Source organism: Ruegeria sp. CG1, assembly GCF_056537265.1.
The window spans coordinates 23,672-44,232 of the sequence record NZ_JBQFRF010000009.1 but is presented as its reverse complement, the minus strand read 5'-3'; the positions used below and the strand labels follow the sequence as shown (position 1 = coordinate 44,232).

The 20,561-nt window shown below is 56.7% G+C and carries 23 protein-coding genes; 6 read left to right on the top strand and 17 right to left on the bottom strand.

Annotated features, from left to right (window positions below):
* From ACR0AU_RS19375 to ACR0AU_RS19315, 13 genes are all read right to left on the bottom strand, one after another.
* A complete protein-coding gene (locus ACR0AU_RS19375; protein ID WP_480796112.1) occupies positions 1-1,338 on the bottom strand; it encodes a DUF6638 family protein in 1,338 nt (445 codons plus the stop codon).
* A gap of 148 nt (positions 1,339-1,486) precedes the next feature.
* A complete protein-coding gene (locus tag ACR0AU_RS19370) occupies positions 1,487-1,819 on the bottom strand; it encodes a hypothetical protein (protein WP_170408696.1) in 333 nt (110 codons plus the stop codon).
* Complete coding sequence (locus tag ACR0AU_RS19365; RefSeq protein WP_480796111.1) at positions 1,816-3,747, bottom strand: AAA family ATPase; 1,932 nt, start codon at positions 3,745-3,747, stop codon at positions 1,816-1,818. Before ACR0AU_RS19365 ends, ACR0AU_RS19370 begins: the two co-directional genes overlap by 4 nt.
* A gap of 75 nt (positions 3,748-3,822) precedes the next feature.
* On the bottom strand, positions 3,823-4,941 hold the full coding sequence (locus ACR0AU_RS19360; RefSeq protein ID WP_170734167.1) for a hypothetical protein: 1,119 nt from the start codon (positions 4,939-4,941) through the stop codon (positions 3,823-3,825).
* Complete coding sequence (locus ACR0AU_RS19355; RefSeq protein ID WP_170734168.1) at positions 4,934-5,209, bottom strand: hypothetical protein; 276 nt, start codon at positions 5,207-5,209, stop codon at positions 4,934-4,936. The genes ACR0AU_RS19360 and ACR0AU_RS19355 overlap by 8 nt, the downstream gene beginning before the upstream one ends.
* 9 nt (positions 5,210-5,218) lie before the next feature.
* Positions 5,219-6,298 carry a coiled-coil domain-containing protein gene (locus tag ACR0AU_RS19350; protein WP_170423295.1) on the bottom strand — a complete coding sequence of 360 codons (1,080 nt, stop codon included), beginning with the start codon at positions 6,296-6,298 and terminating at the stop codon, positions 5,219-5,221.
* 210 nt (positions 6,299-6,508) lie between these two features.
* Positions 6,509-6,940, bottom strand: coding sequence for a hypothetical protein (locus ACR0AU_RS19345; RefSeq protein ID WP_170395209.1), 432 nt, complete (start codon positions 6,938-6,940; stop codon positions 6,509-6,511).
* A gap of 223 nt (positions 6,941-7,163) precedes the next feature.
* Positions 7,164-7,631, bottom strand: a complete 468-nt coding sequence (locus ACR0AU_RS19340) for an Hsp20 family protein (RefSeq protein WP_170395206.1) — start codon at positions 7,629-7,631, stop codon at positions 7,164-7,166.
* A gap of 122 nt (positions 7,632-7,753) precedes the next feature.
* Complete coding sequence (locus tag ACR0AU_RS19335; protein ID WP_480796110.1) at positions 7,754-8,572, bottom strand: trypsin-like serine peptidase; 819 nt, start codon at positions 8,570-8,572, stop codon at positions 7,754-7,756.
* Positions 8,569-9,354, bottom strand: a complete 786-nt coding sequence (locus ACR0AU_RS19330; protein WP_170395202.1) for a trypsin-like serine protease — start codon at positions 9,352-9,354, stop codon at positions 8,569-8,571. The genes ACR0AU_RS19335 and ACR0AU_RS19330 overlap by 4 nt, the downstream gene beginning before the upstream one ends.
* Before the next feature lie 117 nt (positions 9,355-9,471).
* Positions 9,472-10,785 carry a glycolate oxidase subunit GlcF gene (glcF, locus tag ACR0AU_RS19325; protein WP_480796109.1) on the bottom strand — a complete coding sequence of 438 codons (1,314 nt, stop codon included), beginning with the start codon at positions 10,783-10,785 and terminating at the stop codon, positions 9,472-9,474.
* 3 nt (positions 10,786-10,788) lie between these two features.
* Positions 10,789-11,883 carry an FAD-binding protein gene (locus tag ACR0AU_RS19320; RefSeq protein WP_480796108.1) on the bottom strand — a complete coding sequence of 365 codons (1,095 nt, stop codon included), beginning with the start codon at positions 11,881-11,883 and terminating at the stop codon, positions 10,789-10,791.
* A 50-nt stretch (positions 11,884-11,933) separates the two neighbouring features.
* Positions 11,934-13,373, bottom strand: a complete 1,440-nt coding sequence (locus tag ACR0AU_RS19315; protein WP_170423285.1) for an FAD-linked oxidase C-terminal domain-containing protein — start codon at positions 13,371-13,373, stop codon at positions 11,934-11,936.
* A gap of 80 nt (positions 13,374-13,453) precedes the next feature.
* Between ACR0AU_RS19315 and ACR0AU_RS19310 the strand changes: the two genes are divergently transcribed.
* Complete coding sequence (locus ACR0AU_RS19310; protein ID WP_170395190.1) at positions 13,454-14,164, top strand: DUF599 domain-containing protein; 711 nt, start codon at positions 13,454-13,456, stop codon at positions 14,162-14,164.
* Between the two features lie 35 nt (positions 14,165-14,199).
* Positions 14,200-14,547, top strand: a complete 348-nt coding sequence (locus ACR0AU_RS19305; RefSeq protein ID WP_170395187.1) for a hypothetical protein — start codon at positions 14,200-14,202, stop codon at positions 14,545-14,547.
* A gap of 3 nt (positions 14,548-14,550) precedes the next feature.
* On the opposite strand, the gene ACR0AU_RS19300 is transcribed toward ACR0AU_RS19305, so the two are convergent.
* The 4 genes from ACR0AU_RS19300 to ACR0AU_RS19285 all read right to left on the bottom strand — a co-directional run bounded on the left by ACR0AU_RS19300 (position 14,551) and on the right by ACR0AU_RS19285 (position 17,438).
* Positions 14,551-15,036, bottom strand: a complete 486-nt coding sequence (locus ACR0AU_RS19300) for an NAD(P)H-dependent oxidoreductase (RefSeq protein WP_170423281.1) — start codon at positions 15,034-15,036, stop codon at positions 14,551-14,553.
* Between the two features lies 1 nt (position 15,037).
* Positions 15,038-15,508, bottom strand: coding sequence for a 23S rRNA (pseudouridine(1915)-N(3))-methyltransferase RlmH (gene rlmH / locus ACR0AU_RS19295; protein WP_480796107.1), 471 nt, complete (start codon positions 15,506-15,508; stop codon positions 15,038-15,040).
* A 44-nt stretch (positions 15,509-15,552) separates the two neighbouring features.
* Complete coding sequence (gene rsfS / locus ACR0AU_RS19290) at positions 15,553-15,912, bottom strand: ribosome silencing factor (protein WP_039541351.1); 360 nt, start codon at positions 15,910-15,912, stop codon at positions 15,553-15,555.
* Positions 15,913-16,076: 164 nt separating this feature from the next.
* Complete coding sequence (locus tag ACR0AU_RS19285) at positions 16,077-17,438, bottom strand: mechanosensitive ion channel family protein (RefSeq protein ID WP_480796106.1); 1,362 nt, start codon at positions 17,436-17,438, stop codon at positions 16,077-16,079.
* A gap of 123 nt (positions 17,439-17,561) precedes the next feature.
* Between ACR0AU_RS19285 and ACR0AU_RS19280 the strand changes: the two genes are divergently transcribed.
* From ACR0AU_RS19280 to leuD, 4 genes are read left to right on the top strand one after another with little or no spacing between them, the layout of a single operon-like run.
* Positions 17,562-17,657, top strand: a complete 96-nt coding sequence (locus ACR0AU_RS19280) for an isopropylmalate isomerase (protein ID WP_260023663.1) — start codon at positions 17,562-17,564, stop codon at positions 17,655-17,657.
* Between the two features lie 43 nt (positions 17,658-17,700).
* A complete protein-coding gene (gene leuC / locus ACR0AU_RS19275) occupies positions 17,701-19,104 on the top strand; it encodes a 3-isopropylmalate dehydratase large subunit (RefSeq protein WP_170395174.1) in 1,404 nt (467 codons plus the stop codon).
* A gap of 38 nt (positions 19,105-19,142) precedes the next feature.
* Entirely contained in the window at positions 19,143-19,697 is a 555-nt protein-coding gene (locus tag ACR0AU_RS19270; RefSeq protein ID WP_170734174.1) for a DUF308 domain-containing protein, read from the top strand.
* A 42-nt stretch (positions 19,698-19,739) separates the two neighbouring features.
* Positions 19,740-20,345, top strand: a complete 606-nt coding sequence (leuD, locus tag ACR0AU_RS19265; RefSeq protein WP_480796105.1) for a 3-isopropylmalate dehydratase small subunit — start codon at positions 19,740-19,742, stop codon at positions 20,343-20,345.
* Positions 20,346-20,561: the final 216 nt, after the last annotated feature.

The window sequence follows — 20,561 nt, the reverse complement described above, 5'->3', positions numbered from 1 at the left end:
TTAATCTCTCCTGACCGCGCCCCAAGGGCCGACCCGTGCGATCACTGTTTCGCTGACCCGGTCATTGCCGGTCATATCCGGTTCATGACCAAATAGAGCCGCCCGCGCACCAGCCTTGTCCACCTGATACTCGCGGGCAAGGAAGTCGGCAACATAGGCTTTTTTGGTCTCGGGCCAGGTCCTGTAAGTACTATAAAACAATTCCTTGTGGCAGATGAACATCTGCCGCGGATCCAGCGGAGCCAATTCGGTCAACAGCATATTCACCAGATCGCGGTTCGGCGTATCGGCTGCGCGCAATGTGTAGAAATAGGCGGGATGATCCGAGGTGATGCGTGGCCAGCGCCCACCATCCGTCGCCCAGCGCAACAGTTGTGCGAGGCCGTGGTACGCCTCGGGTAGGCGATCGGCGTGATTGCGGGCCAGTCGTCGCATATCGCTGCGATCCAGCCCGCTCAGATCAACATCTGCGTCAGCAGCCGCAGCAATGGTCAGAAAGTCCATTTTCTGTTGCAGGATCGCGGCAGCATCCACGCCGCGCGCCTTAACGATAGGTTCAACCAGATCGTTGTAGTCGAGAAACTTGGCAATCTGGTTCCGCTGCGACGGGTCAAAAATGTATTTGATCGGCATATCGTCGGGCTTTTCGCCTATGCAAATCGCCGCCGGGTGATCCATATCCGGGAACAGGTAGAGCCCGCCAAAGTGTGCCGTCCAGAAATTACGCTGCTCGAATGCGGTGTGGCGCAGGCGGACGGGGTTGCGGGTGACGTCGCCGGTTTCCTTGGCCGTTTCGATCATCTTTGCGATCAGCACATCGTCGAACCATGCATCCTCTTCGGTTTTGAAGCGTTCGACCATGCCCGCTAGCTGCTGGGCTTTGCGCAGGGTGCCGCCCACGGTGTCGGCCTCGATCTCGATCTTGCTTAGGTTCAACAGGTCGCGCGGGGTGGTGAGTTTGATGACCGAGTTCACCAGCTCTCCGGCCACCGCATCGGTGGCGGTTAGAGCAAACAGCTGCGCCTCGTTCATCTCGATGAACTCACGCAGGATATCGCGCGAGGTCGAGAACTTGACGTTCAGAAGGGGCGCGCGTTTCTGCTCGGTCGTCAGCAGGATGAACTGCCGGTTGACCCCGTTGGGGTTGAGATAAAGCTCGTCCTCCAGCTCCATCCCCACCTCTGGCGAATAGCCCGAGATATCGACATGGAAATCCGTCAGCGCCGTGGTCTTGCCCGCCAGATGCTGCAGTGCGCGGTTATATCGCTCGACTAAGGCCGGGCTGGAGATGTGGACGAGGTTGCCGAACATCAGGCCATTTTCGATGAGGCGGATCATAACAATTGCCTTCCCGCGCAACGGTAGCGATGCGCCCGGCCTGAGGGTGGGTGCGGAACGCGCCCGCCCTGGGGGCCGGGTCGGGCGCGTCGCGGCTGCGCCGCGATATCACTCTCAAACAGAAACCTGTGCTCCAAGAATTCGAAACTCATGCTCGCAGTCCTTTTGCAAATGCAAAAATGATCGCGAAACCAAGGGGTACTGCAATCAACCAGAACTGTAGCTGAAAATAGACCATTACATCTGCGGGATTTGCGTTGCCAACGTCCACGGCAAATCGGTCGACAAAAAAATCCATCAAAGTGTAGCTGGTAAGAATTGCCAGAACAGCGCAAACCGCGCCATATACGAAGAAAGGAAGAAAACATTTCTTTCCGCTTTCTTTAGCCGCACGAGATGTTCGATAGGCTCGGAACCCTATTGGAATAGCAACCACAGTGCTCAGTAGAAGAGGCAGACCTATAGCGATCAAATAATTCACCCCTTCCCCTCCAGATACCGCCGCTTGGCCTCTTCCATCCGACCCATCTCACGCACGGCGTTTTCGATGGCGACCTCGTCACTCTTGTCGGCATAGCGGAATTCGCTGTCGGCGTAGCGGTTGATCTCCTGGATTACCATTTCCACCGTGATCGGCTGGCGCAGGTCGTCGATCATCGCCTTCTTGGTGTCGTAGTCGCGGAACAGGAACAGGTCGGGGTTTTCCATCCACTCGTCGGGCAGTTCGAAATCCATCGCGCGGACCTTGACCGCGTCGGTGATGTTCTTGATCGCACGGCCGGTGAACCGCTCATCCGCCTGCTGGATCGCCTTGAGGTAGGTGCCCAGCTTGGCAATCGTGTCCATCTGGCCGATCTCGCCAGACACCCGGTCATAGACCTGCAGCAGGGCATCCTCATGTGGACGGGAGTGGCTTTCAAAACTGGCGGCGACGGCCTTTTTGATCTCCTGCGCGGCATAGGCTTCGTGTTCACCCAGCGGGATGTCGTGGTTACGGCCCATCAGCAGGTGTAGGATGTCAATGTAATCCTCGCGCGTTTGCGGCCCATCCACCAGGAACCGCGCGCCCGCCCGCTGGCGCAGGGCGTCGTCCACATTCTCGGGGTAGTTCGAGAACATGCCAAAGGTGCAATTACCGCGCACGACGGTGTTGGCCCCGGCAAAACTCTCCATCAGAACGGCGGTGATTTCCAGTTGCCCGGCTGACGACTGCCGATCGCCGCGTTTGCCCGCAAGCTGGTCGATATCGTCGATCGTGCCGAAACCGATGACCGAGGGGTCGATGATCGTGTTGATAAAGGCCTTGGCATTCTGGCCGGATTTGCCCTGATAGCTGTCGATATTATCGGTGCTCAGGTTCTGGTAGCGGAACGGATAGCCCGCGTTCTGGCAATAGTCGTTGATCAGCCCGGCCATCATCTGGATCAGCGTGGTCTTGCCGGTGCCCGGTTTGCCATCACCCATGAAGGTAAAGATGAACCCGCCAAGCTCAGCAAACGGGTTCAGACGGCGGTCGAAATCATAGGCCATCACCATCTTGGCCAGCTTCATCGCCTGATATTTGGCGATATGGTTGCCGACCACCTCGTTCGGTTTCTTGAACGTCATGGTCAGGGTGGTGGATTTGGCCTTTGATGCCGGTTCGAAGCCCCGGATGGTCAGATCATCTGCCTCGATATGCCAAGCGGCACTCTGGAACGGTGCCAGATGGCCTGCGGACTGGGCGCGTAGAGCGACCTTTTCCAACAGTTGCTCGGCATAAGCGCTGGTAGCCGCGATCAGGTGGGCATCATCGGGGGCGTGTTTGGCAAGGGTCTGGTCCAACTCCCACAGCGCGCCGTGCAAGGCGAGTTGGCCGTTGTCGGTCAGGACCTCTTCGATCTCACCGATATCGACAGTGGTCTCTCCCAGATGCGAGGAGATCAAGTACGCCAGCGCATTGCCGAAGGTGTGCGAGGTGATCAGAGCCTCGGCAGTCAGCAGTTCCGAGAATTCGGTCTTGCGGGCGGCAGGTAGATCTCCGGCCAAATTCGCGCGCTTCAGATCCGCCAGCGGAGTCTGTTCCGCATAAGCCTCGGCCACGGCCAGAGCGATTGCGATGGCACGTCGTATCGCCTGTTGCAAAGTCGCCTGTGGCGGCGAGACCAGAGTATCCCCGTCATCTGACGCTTCGATCCGTTCGACTAGATGCACCCCGTCCCTGCGGGCAGTACGGCGTGTCACCAGACCCGGCGTCGTCGACCGAAACCGCCGCCCGGTAGAGACACCAGGGGATCGTTCGACAGTCGTTTCAACCGCTTTGGCAATACGCGGAGCGTGCTCGAAACCGCTCAGCAAAGCGGTCGCTGCCGGATAGTGCTTACGAATGTCGTCTTCGCGCAATTCCATCTGATCTGACGTCAAACTCATGTTTTTCCTCGCAATGCCGGGCAGAAGCCCGGCCTACTCTTATCACGTAGGGCGGGCTTCAGCCCGCCTCTGGTCTCAATATCTCAACACCTGTCCGGCCTTGCTGACCACGAACTTGCGCACATCGGCAAAACCCGGCGGATTGCGTTCGGCCAGCACCTGAAACGGACGCTGGGGCAGGATGATCGACCGCTGGGTACGGGTAGCGCCGGTTTCGGCCCCCTGCCCGCCGAACGGATCCAAGGCAAAAACCTCGCGTTCGACGGTCGAGAACCATCCGGCCCGCTCTTCGATCACATCTTCGCTTTCCAGCTCTTCCGTGGTCCAGGCCAGCGCCCAATCCTGACCTTGCGGAGATTGCGCATCCTCCAGCACCTGCCGCAGGGGGCCGGATTGTTCGGTATAGGCCGAGGAATACATTGGCCCCACATGAATGCGGCGCAGGTGTTTGGGGTGCAGGTCGTCGAAATCCTGATCGAACCCTTTGGCTATGGTCACCAGTTTCAACCCGCCCAGAGACTGCGCCATCAGATGCGCCTGCACTTCGGGCCAGCGGCGTTGGTCTTTGGGAAGGGCGGTTTTGCCGCTGTCCTCCAGTTGCATCAGGTAGATCACTGGCAGGTTGATCTGGCTGTCATAGACCGCCCAGTGGATCATGAACTTCCGCCGTTCGCCCTCATTCCCGATCCAGTGGCACTCGGGATCGTTGCGGGCCCAGAACAGCTGACCTTTCAGCAATTCCTGGTAATAGAGCCTTTGGGACAGCGCAAATTGCAACTTGGTGGGGATTTCCCGGTCACCAATGATCGTGCGGACCATGTCTGTTTTCAGGTCATCTTCGGACGGCATATTCGCCAGATGCACCTGCGCCTGCTGCGCGTCATTGGCCATGGTCAGCAACTCTGCCGCCACCGGAAACCCGCTATCGCGCTTGTCCATCGCAAGGCTGCCAAAAAACCGCCCCGTATCACGCCCGACCAGCAGGTATTTCATGCTGAGCGCGCGGAAGGTGTAGAGCAGCCCTGAGAGATAGCGCGACACGATCCGCACCTCTTGCTTGCTGATCACGCCCTCGACTTCCATCGTCGCGGCTACGCGTAGGAGGTGGACTGTGATCACCTCGAATTTGCGGAAATAGCGGCGCGAGGCAAAGGTGTCGGTCAGACCGACATGGTCTTGGGTGGGGTCAGTCATTATCCACGCGCTCTTTTCTTTGTCGGCGACCGAACAACTTCTCATCAAGCTGTTCAAGCTTGATGAGACCGTTGGCGAACAGAACGCAGAGGCAGAATGTCACCAAAAGAAAACCCGCTATCAGCACAAGTTTAATCACCAAATGGTCTGGCATCCAATCAGCTGTCAGAAGAAGCAAAGTTAGGAACCCGCCAAAGACAACAAAGAGAATCCCTATTCTGAACCTGTCGCGTATTCCTTTTGGCTTGCCTTTGGAACGGAACGTCACTGAAGCGCCTCACCCGCCATACAGATTCTTGTCATGCTTCTCGACAATCGAGGCGAACCGGCGGGCAAAGCGTTCATCCGCCTTGGCCTTTTTCTCCAGCACGTCGCGGGCAAAGACCATGTGGTCCTCATGCGCCTCAAGCATGTCGGCCATTTTCTGATTGGTCGCGGTGCCGATGGCGGCCATGGCGGTCTGCGCCTCTTGGTCCGTCTGCACACCGATCTCGTTGATGCGGTGGGCCACGTCCTGCTGCTGTGCTGTTTTCAGCGATTTGGTCAGGGCGTCATACAGCACCACGCGCTGTTGCGTGTCTGTCTGCAGCTTGTTGATCAGCACCATCTGCGTCGCCGCCTGGTTTTGCAGTGAGTCGACCCAGGTTTTGCCCTTTTCGATATAGCGTTCCAGCGTCTGAGACTTGGCCAGCTTGACCTGCTCTTCCTGAACCTTGGCGTTGTATTGCTTGTTCAATTCGGCCAATTCAGTCTCTAACTGGGTGCGGGCGGCAGCATCCTGTTCGACGCTGATCTTGTTTTCCAGCGTGATGATTGTTGGGTCCATACCCTGAATCTCGGCGCGCAGTGCTTCCAACTCGGCCACCGTCGCCTCACGGTCATCCAGCGTGACAGTCAGGTTGTCTTCGACCTTGACGCGCTGTTCCTCCAGTACCGACAACTGCCCTTCCAGCAATTTTACGATCACATCGGACTTGGCGATCAGGTCCTGCAGCTTGTCATCAATATTGGCGGTGCGCATGCGTTCCTGCCGCATGGACTCGGATTTGGCCTTGGCGAAGATGCCGACGAACGACTCCCACCCGGTTTTCGAACGCATTTCGTCGAAATCCTTGGAAAACGCGTTGGTCACGTCGTCGAGCCCCATGATCAACTCAGCGATGTTGGCGTTCATCACCTCGGTATGGGCGTGCACATCTTCCAAAGTGGCATTTTCAATGTCGATATCTGCCTCTGCGGTTCCGATCTTGGCACGCGCCGCTTCGATCCGTGAGGTCAAGCCTTCAATCTGCGACTGGCTTTCGCGGACTTTCTGTTGCGTCTCTTGAATCAATGCTTCGAATTGCTGGTTCGACATCTGCTATCCCTATTCTTCTTATCATCCAATGACATAGGGAATGTTATGGCAATTTACATCCCCTTGGGTCTCCAAATCACCAAGACTGTGACAAACTCGACGCTAAAAAGATAGACGCAGAGACAAGGCCGAGACACATTGCCTACTGGTTTTCAGAAGGGAAAATAGAAGCTCTTGGATTTCTTAAGTTGAAGTTGCCGAAGGGCAAGCTCAGTAGTTTGAGTAGCGGAAATTAACCACAGCATCATCTTGAATAGCGCAATGGGCTTTTATGTGGCTCCGCGCATCATTGCTGTCCTTCGAGCGCGCGACCTCCAGATCAATCAGATCGATGCCATCAGAATTTGTCGTATAGGAAAGCGTCCGCTCAAAATCGACGGCATAGTAGCCTTGATTGCTCATGGCGGTGTGGGTCCGATGCATACAAAGCCCGATCGCATTCTCCTCGGGCGAAACGTGCGGGTGCTTCTGGTATTTTGATCCGTGCTTGTGATGGTGTTTGGCGATCGACGCTCCCAGCACACCCAACGCGACCCCAGCGATAAGCGCTCCTGTATCGTTGGCACGGGTTGATGTCGCGGTCAGTGTGGTCGATGCAACAACGGCACAGACTATAGCGGCAAAAACGGATTTCATTCGCATCTATTTCGTCTCCCTCTGTAGGCAGTGAACAAAATTCAGTTCATTGAAGTGTTCCAGAAGAGACTAGCCTGACGACCTAAACTATTGCCAGATTTTCGTGAAAACGTGTTGCCCACCAAGTCCTTGTTGCGATGGATACAACTTCGCCCCGCGCCTGGAGGAACGCGGGGCGTGTGGTGCGACAATCCAGAGAGGCGGGACTGTCGCTAAGTGATCAACAGCCTCAGTTCACGGCTTTGGCGTCAACCACGTCCTTTTCAATGGCCTTGCCAGACGAAATTTCGATCCGGCGCGGTTTCAGCGCTTCTGGCACTTCGCGCTTCAGATCGATGTTCAGCATGCCGTTTTCATGGCTCGCGCCGGTGACACGAACGTGGTCGGCCAGAGCAAAGCGGCGCTCGAACGCGCGGGTGGCGATGCCACGGTGCAGGTAGCTGCGCTCTTTTTCGTCCGAAGCTTTCTTGCCGGAAACCACCAGAGAATTTTCCTTTACCTCAACCGACAGATCGGCCTCGGAAAACCCGGCAACAGCGACCGAAATGCGGTAGGTATCAGCATCGGTCTTTTCGATGTTATAAGGGGGATAGCTGGGCTGAGCCACGTCATTGGTCAAAACCCGGTCCATCATGTCTGCAATCTGGTCGAAACCGATGGTTGCGCGGTGAAGTGGTGCGAAGTCAAATGTACGCATGTCGTATCCTCATCTTTGAGCGATTCACGAAATTGCCCTCCGAAATGGACGGGCGGTGATTTATGCCGGACCCCAGCTTTGGCGATCCGGTAAAACTCAGATGGGAAGTAAAAGGACTGGGTTCAAGACCCGCCCGCGCTGAGGAATTTAGCACCCGAATTGGACTTGGCTGAACCCGGCTGCAATCTGCGGATTGTTGCCGTGGGTCGGGGCGCGTCACGACGCAATATCGCCTTGAGTTCCGAGACAATCCCCGACAGCTCCATCCCGTAGCCGATCTTGCGTTGACCATCCGATGCGCCCGCCGAAACAACCGACAGGATCTGCCAACGCGGGCCTTTTTTTGCTAAAATAGCGGAGCCCGACGAACCGAATGTAATATCGCAATCAAAGCTGATCAGCCCCTGCCCGCGTTGCAGGATGCGGCAAGAGCGTTGGCGCGTGATCGCCTCGGCCCGACCGCGACCATACGAGGCGACGCTGATTTCGCTGTCGCTGACGCGGCCGCTGTGCAGGGCGAACGGATCAGCAATCGAATAGGGAATCGGCTCTTCCAGCCGCATTAGAGCCACATCAATTCGAACACGTGACGCCGATACCGGCGCATTGGCAACAAAATCGGGATGGGTCGCAATCTGGATGACCTTGCGATCCGCAAGCGCCTGACCGTCGCTCAAACCGGCGCGAAAGGTCAATTCACCGGGGGCATAGGGTTTTCCGGTGGCCTTGCTCACAGCGCAATGCGCCGCTGTCAGCACGATGTCCTTTGCGATCAAAGTACCGGTGCAAAAGCCCTGTTCGCCGATATCCAGACGTCCGACCGCCTCCCACCCATACAGATCATCGCGATCCGTCAGTCGGCGCTTGCCGCTGGTCTGGGCCTGCGCGGCAGTTACGAGAATAGAAACAAGCAAGGTGATACTTAGAAAAACACGCATCATGGCTTAATGAACTTTGCTCCGAGGTTTTTGGTGTTGTTGTCCAATGTGGCGTTCATACCCCGCCCCTGCGAAAGCTCGGCCCGCAACAATTCCAGCGATTCATCCAAGGCGGTGCCCAGCGCAACGCGTTGACCCTGCAATTCGGCCTTCGCTGCAACGACCGACACAATGCGTGGCCGCTCGCCGTCAAACGAAAAGATCGGCGCGCCGGATGCCCCGAAATCCACGTTGCAGGACATAACCAGAATTCCAGCCTGTCTCCCAATGACGGAACAGACTTCCTGCAGTGCTGGCGCTTCGGCGCGGTCATGCGCGTACGAGACAACCCCCACCTCTTGACCGCGGGCAGGACGACGTCCGGTTTCGAAAGGAATAACCGAGGTGTTGCGGATCGGCTGCCACAGCTCGATCAGCGCAATATCATGACGCACCCGCGTTGCAGAAACATTGCCTTCATACACATAGTCGGGGTGAACCACTGTTCGACGCGCCGGGCGATAAGCCGAGGCGGAACCGAGGCGCCAACCGGCCAGAAACTCGATCCGGGCCGGATTAATTCGCTGTTTCGTGGTTTTGTCGTACAGACAATGCGCAGCCGTCAGTACCAGAGTCGGAGATATCAGCGATCCGGTACAAAACCCGGTGCCGTCGATATCCAGCCGACCAACTGCCATCCACTCGCGCCCAGCATCGGTGGTTTCCAGGCTCCTAAGCCCAGTATCCTGCGCCTGTCCTGCCAAGGGCAGCAAGCTGAAGACAATAGCCGTGATCCAGTTGCGCACGCGGGTCTCCGGTCATGAGGTCCGACCAAGATTCGTATGCCGTTGGTGCGGCGAAAATAGGGCAATTGACCCTTGGATGAATTTCAACCGGACCTGATGCGCGAGTGCAGCAATCGATCAGCGCAGTTGGGGTACCCCAGCCATGCCGTCGCGCAATGCGCGCGGTTCCGGCCCTCCGGTGGCCCAGTCCAGCAACTCGACTGTGTGGACAACGGGCGTGTTAGTCCCAGAGCCGATTTGCATCATGCATCCGATGTTACCTGCCGCGATAACATCAGGATTCCTAGCCTCAAGCGTGCGCACTTTTCGTTGTTTCAACTGACCCGAAATCTCAGGCTGCATCAGGTTGTAGGTTCCTGCACTGCCACAGCACAAATGACTATCTTTAGGCTCTAACACTGTGAATCCAGCAGATTTCAGCAGGTTCTTGGGATAAGAGGTAACCTTTTGCCCATGTTGCAATGAACACGCCGCGTGGTAGGCAACAACCAGTTCTTTCTTGTCGCTGTCCGGCATCTCTAGCTGCACCAAAAGCTCACTGATATCCATCGCCATGGCGGATACACGCCCCGCATCCACCGCCAGCGGATCACTGCGGAACATGTGCCCATAATCTTTAACCGTGGTCCCACACCCCGAGGTGTTGATCACGATCGCATCCAGACCATCACCATCCATTTCGCGTGTCCAGGCCCGGATATTGGCTGCAGCAGACGCATGGCTTTCACCGTTTTTACCCATGTGATGGGTCAATGCGCCACAACAGCTGGCACCTTCGGCGACAACGACCTCGCAGCCCAATCGGGTCAGCAGGCGAATCGTCGCGTCGTTGATGTCGGTGTTGAGCGCTTTTTGCGCACAGCCCGTCATCAGGGCGACGCGTTTCTTCTTAGCGCCTTTTGCTGCAAAGCTCTGAGGGTCATCATTGCGACTAACCGGTGGAATATATCTCGGCGCCATGTCCAGCATCGCCTTCAGCCGGGCATCCGGCATCAGAAACCGGAACGGACGACCCAGCTTTGCCCCGATTAGAGCCCAGCGAAAGCGTGACGGATAAGGCAGGATTCTGGCCAATATCCAGCGCAGAGCCCGATCCGAGAACGGGCGCTTGTAGTTGTCTTCGATATATTCCCGTGCGTGGTCCACGAGGTGCATGTAATGCACGCCCGAGGGGCACGTGGTCATGCAGGCGAGGCAAGATAGGCAGCGATCGATATGCTTGACAGTCTTTTCGTCCGGAACACGCTCATTCTCCAACATGTCCTTGATTAGATAGATGCGCCCGCGAGGGCTATCCAACTCATCGCCTAGCACCTGATAAGTCGGGCAGGTTGCTGTACAGAAACCACAGTGAACACAATTTCGTAGTATCTCATTGGATCGCTGAATCGCTGGGTCTTGCAACTGCTTTTCGGTAAATTTCGTCTGCATCGCCTACCCCATCAGACCCGGATTGAACACGTTCCGAGGGTCAAATCTCTTCCGAATTGCCTTTGTTAGAGACTGAATCTGCGTGCTCTCCGGTTGGAACCGCCCAAATTCAACAATGGTGTCAGCCTCTGCACGTACCAGCGTTGCATGTCCTTCAAAGTGACCCAGTCGTGCACGCAGATCGGTGCCCTTTGGCACCAATACCCAGATCAAGCCCCCGCCCCAGTCAAATAGGGTTCGATCCGCGTCTATCCGTTCTGCAAGGCTGGCTGCATCGCCGGGTTTCACCGATAAGCGCCAGACATCACCTTGCAGATCCTTAAACGCACGTAGATCACGCAGATCGACCCAGCGGTTCCTCGAATTCTCTAACTCGGTGCATTCGCCCCCAAGGATTTCGCGCAATCGACCTACCCGATAGGCAACCGAGTCGGCAAATCCTTCGATCCGCAACAGCGCCTGCCCACCCAGTGGATCATAGGCTGCGCTGCTCACCTCGAAGGGGGATTTCAGGGCAGTGGACATGAGATCAACTGCGGTTCCTACATCAGCGGCCCCGACTGCCAGAGTGGTCTCGATCTCAGGTCTAGGCAGCACTTTCAGTGAGACCTCGGACAGCACCCCTAGCGTGCCCCAGGAACCCGCCATGAGCTTGACCAGATCGTAACCGGTGACATTCTTCATCACCCGCCCGCCATTCTTGATCACCTGCCCCAACCCGTCGACATAACGTACGCCCAACAGGAAATCCCGGCACGCGCCAGCCTGAATTCGACGCGGCCCCGAGATGTTGGCCGCGACAACACCGCCGATTGTCGGTTCCCCCGTGGTGCCCAGCAAACCGCGATGATCCATCGGCTCGAACGCCAGTTGCTGGCCCTCGGCCTCCAAAGCCGCTTCGATCTCACTCACTGGAGTCCCGGCAAGCGCGACCAGAGTCAATGCGCCCGGCTCATACTGTGTAATTCCGTGCAGTCCCGACAGGTTCAGCACAGGCTCGGGCCCATCAAGGCCGCGCGTGCCGCCTCCGGCAATACGCACTGGGCCATCCAGGCCGGCAACGATGTCCGCAAGTTCAGCCTCGGTTTCAGGTGTCATGGCACTTCATCTTTTCGCAAATACTCTGGGTATTGATGGGGAAGGCTCATCTATTCCGCAGCCATCCTGCGCGTGGCAGACGCCTTTAGCGGAAACACCTTGGCTGGGTTCAACAGCCAATTCGGGTCAAACACATCTTTCACCGCCATCTGCGCCTCAAGATCCTGTGGTTCATATTGGTGTGTCATCAGATCACGCTTTTCGATGCCGACCCCATGCTCACCAGTCAGGCAGCCCCCCGCATCAACGCAAAGCTTCAGGATGTCCGCCCCGAACGCTTCACATTTCTCAAGATCGCCGGGTTTGTTGGCGTCAAACAGGATCAAGGGGTGCATGTTGCCGTCACCGGCATGGAACACATTGCCGACTGGCAGGCCATAATCTTTGCTCAGCTCCCCGATCCGGCGCAGGACGAAGGGTAGCGATGAGACCGGGATCGTCCCATCCAAACACATATAATCGTTGATTTGCCCCATCGCGCCAAAGGCCGATTTCCGCCCCAGCCAAATACGGGCGCTTTCATCAGCCGATTGGCTTTCTCGCAGCTCAACCGGATTATGCCGCTTGGCGATCTCGATAATCTTCGACAACTGACTATCGATCTCTGCCTCTGATCCTTCAACTTCGACGATCAGCAACGCCTCGCAATCAGGATAACCCGCTTGGGCGAAATTCTCGCAGGCTCGAATACAAAGGCGGTCCATGAACTCGATCGCGACAGGCAATATGCCCGATTTGATTATGTCAGAGACGCATTGACCGGCTACTTCATTATCGTCAAAGCCCATCAGAACGGGACGCGCGCCCTCAGGTTTGCGCAGGATGCGCAACGTTGCTTCAGTTACGACACCCAATTGCCCTTCGGATCCGCAGATAACACCCAACAGGTCCAACCCGCCAGCGTCCAGATAGGCACCTCCAATTTCGACCACGCTGCCATCCATCATGACCATAGTCACACCCATCAGATTGTTGGTCGTCACCCCGTATTTCAGGCAATGCGCCCCGCCCGAATTCATCGCGATATTCCCGGCAATGGCGCAGGCAAGCTGAGATGAGGGATCGGGGGCGTAAAAGAAATCCTCTTCTTCAACGGCACCGGTTACACTCAGGTTGGTTCGGCCGGATTGCACCTTGATAAACCTGTTGTCGTAATCGATTTCCAGAACTTCGTTCATCCGTGCAACGCCTAGAATCACACAATCTGCCGTCGGCAGGGCGCCACCGGCCAATGACGTGCCCGCGCCGCGCGGTACAACCGGCACACCCAGTTCATGGCAAATGCGCAAGACATCGGAAACCTGCTGCGTGGTCGAAGGCAGTACAGCCAGCATTGGCGGGCATTTATAGGCGGTCAGCGCATCACATTCATAAGCCCTGGTCTCGGCCTCTTCATGGATAACAGCATCCTTCGGCAGCACTTGCTGTAGTCGCGCAACCAATGCCTGCTTGCGTGCTAAGACATCCGGATTTGGCTTGGGCATTTCCATCGCTGATCCTCCATTTGGTAAAATTATATTACCAATTTTATCGGCTGGCAAGTTACCGAATCCAACAATAGTGTCGCGGCATGACCTGGATCGACCGCACATTACTGTTTTCCTCGCTGGACTATGCAGCCGTTTTGCTGTTGTTCGCGACATGGCTAGGGATTGGGTGGAGGATCGAAAATCCGTCCTCTCAGAAACCGTCGGTTTCATTGATGATGGATGATTTCCGCAAGGTCTGGATGCGTGAAATGGTGACGCGCCAGCCGCGTGTGTTCGATGCACAAGTGATCTCGGCCATGCGCCAGGGCAGCACGTTCTTCGCTTCGACAATCATGATTGCAATAGGCGGCGGTTTGGCATTGCTTGGCAATACCGAACGCCTTGCTGGGGTTGCTGAAGATCTTGCCATCGGCCGTGCGCCTGCCATGGTTTGGGAAATCAAGATACTGATTATTCTGCTTTTTCTGTCGAACGCTTTTCTGAAATTTGTCTGGTCGCATCGCCTGTTTGGGTATTGCGCAATCCTGATGGCCGCTGTTCCAAATGACCCCGATGATCCACAGGCCTATCCACGCGCCACACAATCCGCTGATATCTGCATCACGGCGGCTCGTAGTTTCAATCGCGCGTTGCGGGCGACATATTTTGCGTTGGCTTCAATCGCATGGATACTTGGACCGGTAGCCCTGATCCTAAGCTCAATCGTCACATTCGGTGTGCTCTATCGTCGCGAATTCGCCTCGCATTCGCGCACCGTAATCATGACTGCGCCACCAAACACAGAGTCGTGATCGCAATGCCATGCGCGAGCGCATAGTTTGGCCCCATGCGATATCTGATTCTCAGCGCCTTACTGGCCAGCCCCGCATTCGCCGACCCTCCGACGGTCGAACAGGTTTCGGCCCAATCAAATGGGGACACCTGGCGCTTCGACGTCACGATCCGCCACTCCGACACCGGATGGGATGACTATGCCGACGGCTGGCGTGTTCTGGATATGCAGGGGAACGAGCTGGGGATGCGTGTGCTGCATCACCCTCATGTCGATGAGCAGCCCTTTACACGGTCACTTGGCGGGGTGGTGATTCCGGACGGGACCACGCAGGTGCAAATTCAGGCGCGCGACAATGTCGGTGGTTGGAGCGAAGACACGACCGTGGTCGATCTGAACTGACCCTCAGAACACCCCGAGGCTGAGACCTGCGGCCAAGGCCGCTCCAACCTCACGACAGTTTTCAAGTTGTTCTTCGGGAATGATCTTTTCGGCCAAGATCGCCTTGGGTGTTTGCGCATGAGTGCAGATGATTAGGGGCGGTTGCACCTCTTTCAACCGCCACCCCGTTGCGATCCGTGCCATCTGTCGCGCGGCATTCTCACCATCTGATCCGGCGCAGACCATCTGCGCATAGGGTCGACCTTCGATCCTCCCCAGCACAGGATAATAACAGCGGTCGAAAAACTCTTTCATCAGACCCGAAATCGCAGCCAGGTTCTCGGGTGCGCAGAAGATATAGCCATCGGCGGCCAGCAGGTCGTTTGGCCCGGCCTGATCGGCGGTTTTCAGGATGGTGTTCGCTTCATCCCGCGCTGCTTCGGCTGCGGCTTCAGCCATTTGCCGGGTGCCGCCGGTGCGCGAGTGGTAGACGATCAATAGCTGCGCCATGTCAGACCCGGTGATAAGGGCCGCCTGAAAGGATGGTCGCGGCCCGGTAAAGTTGCTCGGCCAGCATCACACGGACCAACATATGGGGCCAGACCATTGACCCAAAGGATAGGGAAAAATCAGCCTCCGCCCGCAGATTAGGGTCTATTCCGTCCGCTCCGCCGATGATCAGCGCCAGATCCTGTCGGCCCGCGTCGCGCCATCCACCCAGCTTTTTTGCAAAATCAGGCGAGGACAACACCCGTCCGCGCTCATCTAGGGTACAGATCATCACACCTTTGGGCAGCGCCTTGCGCAGCAGGGTGGCCTCGGCCCCCATGCCAGCGTTTTTCTTGTCTTCAACCTCGATCACGCGCGCAGGCCCAAGCCCCAGCGCGCGGCCGGTCCGGTCAAATCGGGTCAGATAGTCGTCAAGCAGGGATTTCTCCGGTCCGGCGCGCAATCGCCCGACCGCAACGATGCTGATACGCATGTCTCTCTCGCCTCCGGCCCCTCAATACAGGCCGGGATGGCGCCTCAATTCGCCGAGGCGCTGCCGCCCTGAGGCAGCCACATCTTTTCCAGCTGATAGAATTCACGCACTTCGGGGCGGAAGATATGGACGACCACGTCGCCCGTATCGATCAGCACCCAGTCGCCGGCATCCTTGCCTTCGACCTTCGAGGTGAAACCGAATTCCTGCTTGATGCGATCCGTCAGCTTTTCCGCCATGGCCGAGACCTGACGGGTCGACCGACCAGAGGCAATCACCATGTGATCCGCAACAGAAGACTTACCTTGCAGGTTGATCTGCACGACGTCTTCGGCCTTGTCATCGGAAAGTGAGGAAAGGATACGTTCAAGCAGCTTGTCGCTGATTGACTGAGAGTGGGCCATTACACCGGCCCCATCATCGGCGGGCAAACCCGCCTGTGTATGTAGAGACAGGACATAGTCCTCCTTTGCTGCGCGCCGCCAAACCCCGGCGCCGGGGTACTAATAGGGTAACAAGGGGATTGCAACATTTCAATGAAAGGGCCGACGCTGCGCCCCACATCCAGTCACTCTTTGGCGAGATGTTGCACCTCGGCGTCGGCCTCCGGGCCGCCCAATACGCGGATTTCACGCTGCGGGAACGGAAGCGAGATGTCTTCGACCTTGAACGCATCCCACAGCGCCAGGAAAACATTGCCCCGAATGTTTGTCAGACCCTTGTTCGGATCACTGATCCAGAAGCGCAACACATAGTCCACGCTGCTGTCACCGAAACCAGTGATATGGCAGACAGGTTCATGTTTGCCTCCACTCAGCACTCGACCAACCGTCTTGACGGCACGGATCGCTGTCGCGCGGACTTTGTGCGGGTCGTCGTCGTAGCTGGTGCCGAAATCAAGATCCAACCGCACGAAACGGTCGGAATGCGACCAGTTTACAACCTGATTGGTAATCAGATCTTCGTTTGGAATCAGATATTCCCGACCATCCCGCGTAACCACCGAGACATAGCGCGCGCCCAGCGCGTTAATCCAACCAAATGTGTCCCCGAGTGAAATCACGTCGCCCGGTTTGATCGACCGGTCCATCAGGATGATAATGCCTGAGATCAGGTTCGAAACCACTTTTTGTAGGCCAAACCCGATCCCGACGCCAATGGCCCCGGACAGCAACGCTATGCCAGTCAGATCAAACCCGAGGGTGCGGATCGCCGCCATGAACACCGCCCCGTAGAGCAGCACCTGAATACCCTTGGCCAGAAGAACCTGCATCGATGGTGTTATGTCTTGATTGTTCGTAAGGCCGCGCTCAGCCGCGCGTGTGCCGACACGCGCCAAAGTCAGCAGGACGCCAATCAGCAGTACAGCCTTGATGATGCCCAGCGCCGAGATATGAAGATCACCGATAGAAATGGCGACGCCATCAAGGAAACCGGCTACATCATCCGTCAGGTTCAACGCAATCAACGTGGCATAGACCCACATAGACCATTTAAATATTTGTCGCAGCGTTCGGTTTCTCACCAATCGCGAAACCAACGCGATGGCCAGCCATGCAACAGCCAGCGTTGCGAAGACACCAAGTATGTAGCTCCGCGACGGCCATGTGACCTGTTGCATCACCAGATAAAGCCCACCAGACAGCAACACAAAATAGACCAACGTCAGACGGCGCATCAGTTGTATCAATATCCGCAAGCGCCATTTCGGCCATCCCACCCGGGCCCTCGCCCAGGTTTCCCATCGGCCCTGCGTCAGCAGTTTCAGCAAGAATGAAATTGCCCAGAGAAACAAGATGATGATGAGTTGATACTGCCGCCATCCCGGGGTGACGATCAACTCGGCCAGACCTTCAATTTGCGAGGAAAACGCCGCCGTCATGTTGGCGTAAAGCTCCGAGAGCGTCTCCGGTAGTAAATCCTGGTTCATTCACCTCTCCTGCAGGTCAGCTTGGACAGCGATGCTGGATGATGCAAGCCCGCAGTGAGACGGTTGGGATTGAACCTTGATTGACACGAATGCCCGTTATATCTGGTGCGTATGAGACTCAATGTGGCCCAAGAACAGAATCTGGAAGATCGCGCGCGTCTGCGTGAACGGTTCTTTGGGGCTGCCCGCACGGTCTTGGCCCGCCTATCGGCGGCCTAAGCCAACTCGCCAGCTATTTCTCATTACATACGGGAGAGGACCGATGTCCCCCAAAACACTCTATGACAAGATCTGGGATGCCCATGTCGCCCACGAGGCCGATGATGGCACCTGCCTGCTGTATATCGACCGCCATCTGGTGCACGAAGTGACCAGCCCACAGGCATTCGAAGGCCTGCGCATGGCGGGCCGCAAGGTGCGCGCGCCAGAAAAAACCATCGCCGTGCCGGATCACAACGTTCCGACCACGCCGGACCGTGTGAATGGTATCGAAAACCCGGAATCACGCATTCAGGTCGAGGCACTGGACAAGAACGCCAAAGATTTCGGCATTCACTATTACCCTGTGCACGACGTCCGTCAGGGCATTGTGCATATCGTCGGCCCCGAACAGGGCTGGACCCTGCCCGGCATGACCGTTGTTTGCGGCGACAGCCACACGGCGACTCATGGTGCATTCGGCGCTCTGGCGCACGGCATCGGCACATCCGAGGTTGAACACGTTCTGGCCACCCAGACTCTGATCCAGAAGAAGTCCAAGAACATGAAGGTCGAAATCACCGGCAAACTGCAGCCAGGTGTGACCGCCAAAGATATCACTCTGGCTGTGATCGGCGAGACCGGTACTGCTGGCGGCACAGGTTATGTCATCGAGTATTGCGGCGAAGCGATCCGCGATCTTTCGATGGAAGGGCGCATGACCGTCTGTAACATGGCCATCGAAGGCGGTGCCCGCGCTGGCCTGATCGCGCCGGATGAGACCACCTTTGAATATGTCAAAGGCCGCCCGCATGCCCCCAAAGGCGCGCAGTGGGAAGCCGCGATGGACTGGTGGAAGACGCTTTACACCGACGAAGATGCGCATTTCGATAAAGTCATCACGCTGCGTGGTGAAGATATCGCGCCGGTCGTCACTTGGGGCACCAGTCCCGAAGATGTGCTGCCGATCACCGCATCCGTACCGCATCCCGAAGATTTCGAAGGCGGTAAAGTCGACGCGGCCCGCCGTTCGATCGAGTATATGGGCTTGGAAGCCGGTCAAAAGCTGAGCGATGTTGAAATCGACACTGTTTTCATCGGCTCTTGCACCAACGGTCGGATCGAAGACCTGCGCGCTGCGGCGGAAATCCTGAAAGGCAAGAAGATCAAGGACGGCATGCGCGCCATGGTCGTACCAGGCTCGGGCTTGGTGCGTGCACAGGCCGAAGAAGAAGGTTTGGCCGAGATCTTCAAAGATGCCGGTTTCGAGTGGCGTCTTGCGGGCTGTTCAATGTGTCTGGCGATGAACCCCGACCAGCTGCAACCGGGCGAGCGCTGTGCCGCGACTTCGAACCGCAACTTCGAAGGCCGTCAGGGTCGCGGTGGGCGTACCCATCTGCTGAGCCCTGCAATGGCTGCCGCTGCGGCAATCACAGGACGGCTGACAGACGTCCGTGAATTGATGTAAGAGTCTCTCATATCTAGATATTTGATGGAGAGACTAACATGAGTGATTGGGTCAAATGGCTACTGCTTGGACTTTTGTCCATAGCATTCGGGGTGTTCGTATTGGGCGCACCGGTCGTGGCGTCCGTTGCCGTAACAGTAGTAACCGGTGTGTTGCTATTGATTGCGGGCGGAATGCAGATCGTTGGTGGCTTCACGGTTGAAGGCACTGGCAACAAGATCCTGTCACTCATCATGGGTGCGGTCATGCTGTTTCTGGGCTGGTCCTTTCTGGATCATCCGCTGCAGGGCACGCTGACTCTGGCGACCGTGATGCTGATCCTGTTCATGGCAGGCGGCATCGCGCGGGTCATTCTGTCGTTCCAGATGAAAGGAACGCAGTTTTTCTGGCCCACGATGATCTCGGGCATCTTGTCGATCATCCTCGCCGGCATCATCTGGACCTATGTGGGCAAGGAACCGGCTGCTCTGCTGAGCATACTGGGGATCTTCCTGGGCATTGAGATGCTGTTCAACGGGTTCGGATTGGTCTTCATGGCGTTCTTCATCAAGAACGCACCCAAGGACGAAACAACAGAAGCGAAAGAAGCTTAAACGCGGAGCACGGGCGCGGCCCTACCCCGCAGGAGTGTAGAAATGGAAAAGTTCGAAAAAGTCCACGGGGTGGCCGCCCCAATGCCACTGATCAATATCGACACCGATATGATCATTCCCAAAGTGCACCTGAAAACCATCAAACGCTCTGGCCTGGGTGTCGTGCTGTTTGATGAGATGCGCTATCACGATCATGGCGGCGAGAACGAAGATTTCGTTCTGAACAAACCCGCTTATCGCAACACCGAGATTCTGGTGGCTGGCGACAATTTCGGTTGCGGCTCGTCGCGGGAACATGCGCCGTGGGCGATCAAGGATTTCGGCATCAAGGTGGTGATCTCGACCAGCTTCGCCGACATCTTTTTCAACAACTGCTTCAAGAACGGCATCCTGCCCATCGTAGTCGAAGAAGAGCATCACGCGATTCTTATGGATGACGCGCACAAGGGTGAAAACGCCCGCATGACCGTGCATCTGGAAGATCAGCAGATTACCACTTCGGATGGCATGGTCATCGAGTTCGACATTGACCCACACCGCAAGCACTGCCTGCTGAACGGTCTGGACGATATTGGCCTGACGATGGAAAAAGACCATCACATCGATAAGTTCGAAGATCATGTGAGTCAGGCCCGCCCCTGGGTATGATTCTGGGGACGAATCTGTTGATACTCAACCTAACAGGGTCGCAAGCGCGGCCCTGTTCGCATTCTTGGGGCAAAAACCCAGTGCACCACAACATGTAGGTATCAATTTGAGATACACGTCGGATTTGCGTCGAAATTGATGCAATCCCGCACCAGTTGCGCCATCATTTTGCCCGAAATTGCGTGTTATTTGCTCATTGGCTTGAGCGAAATACCG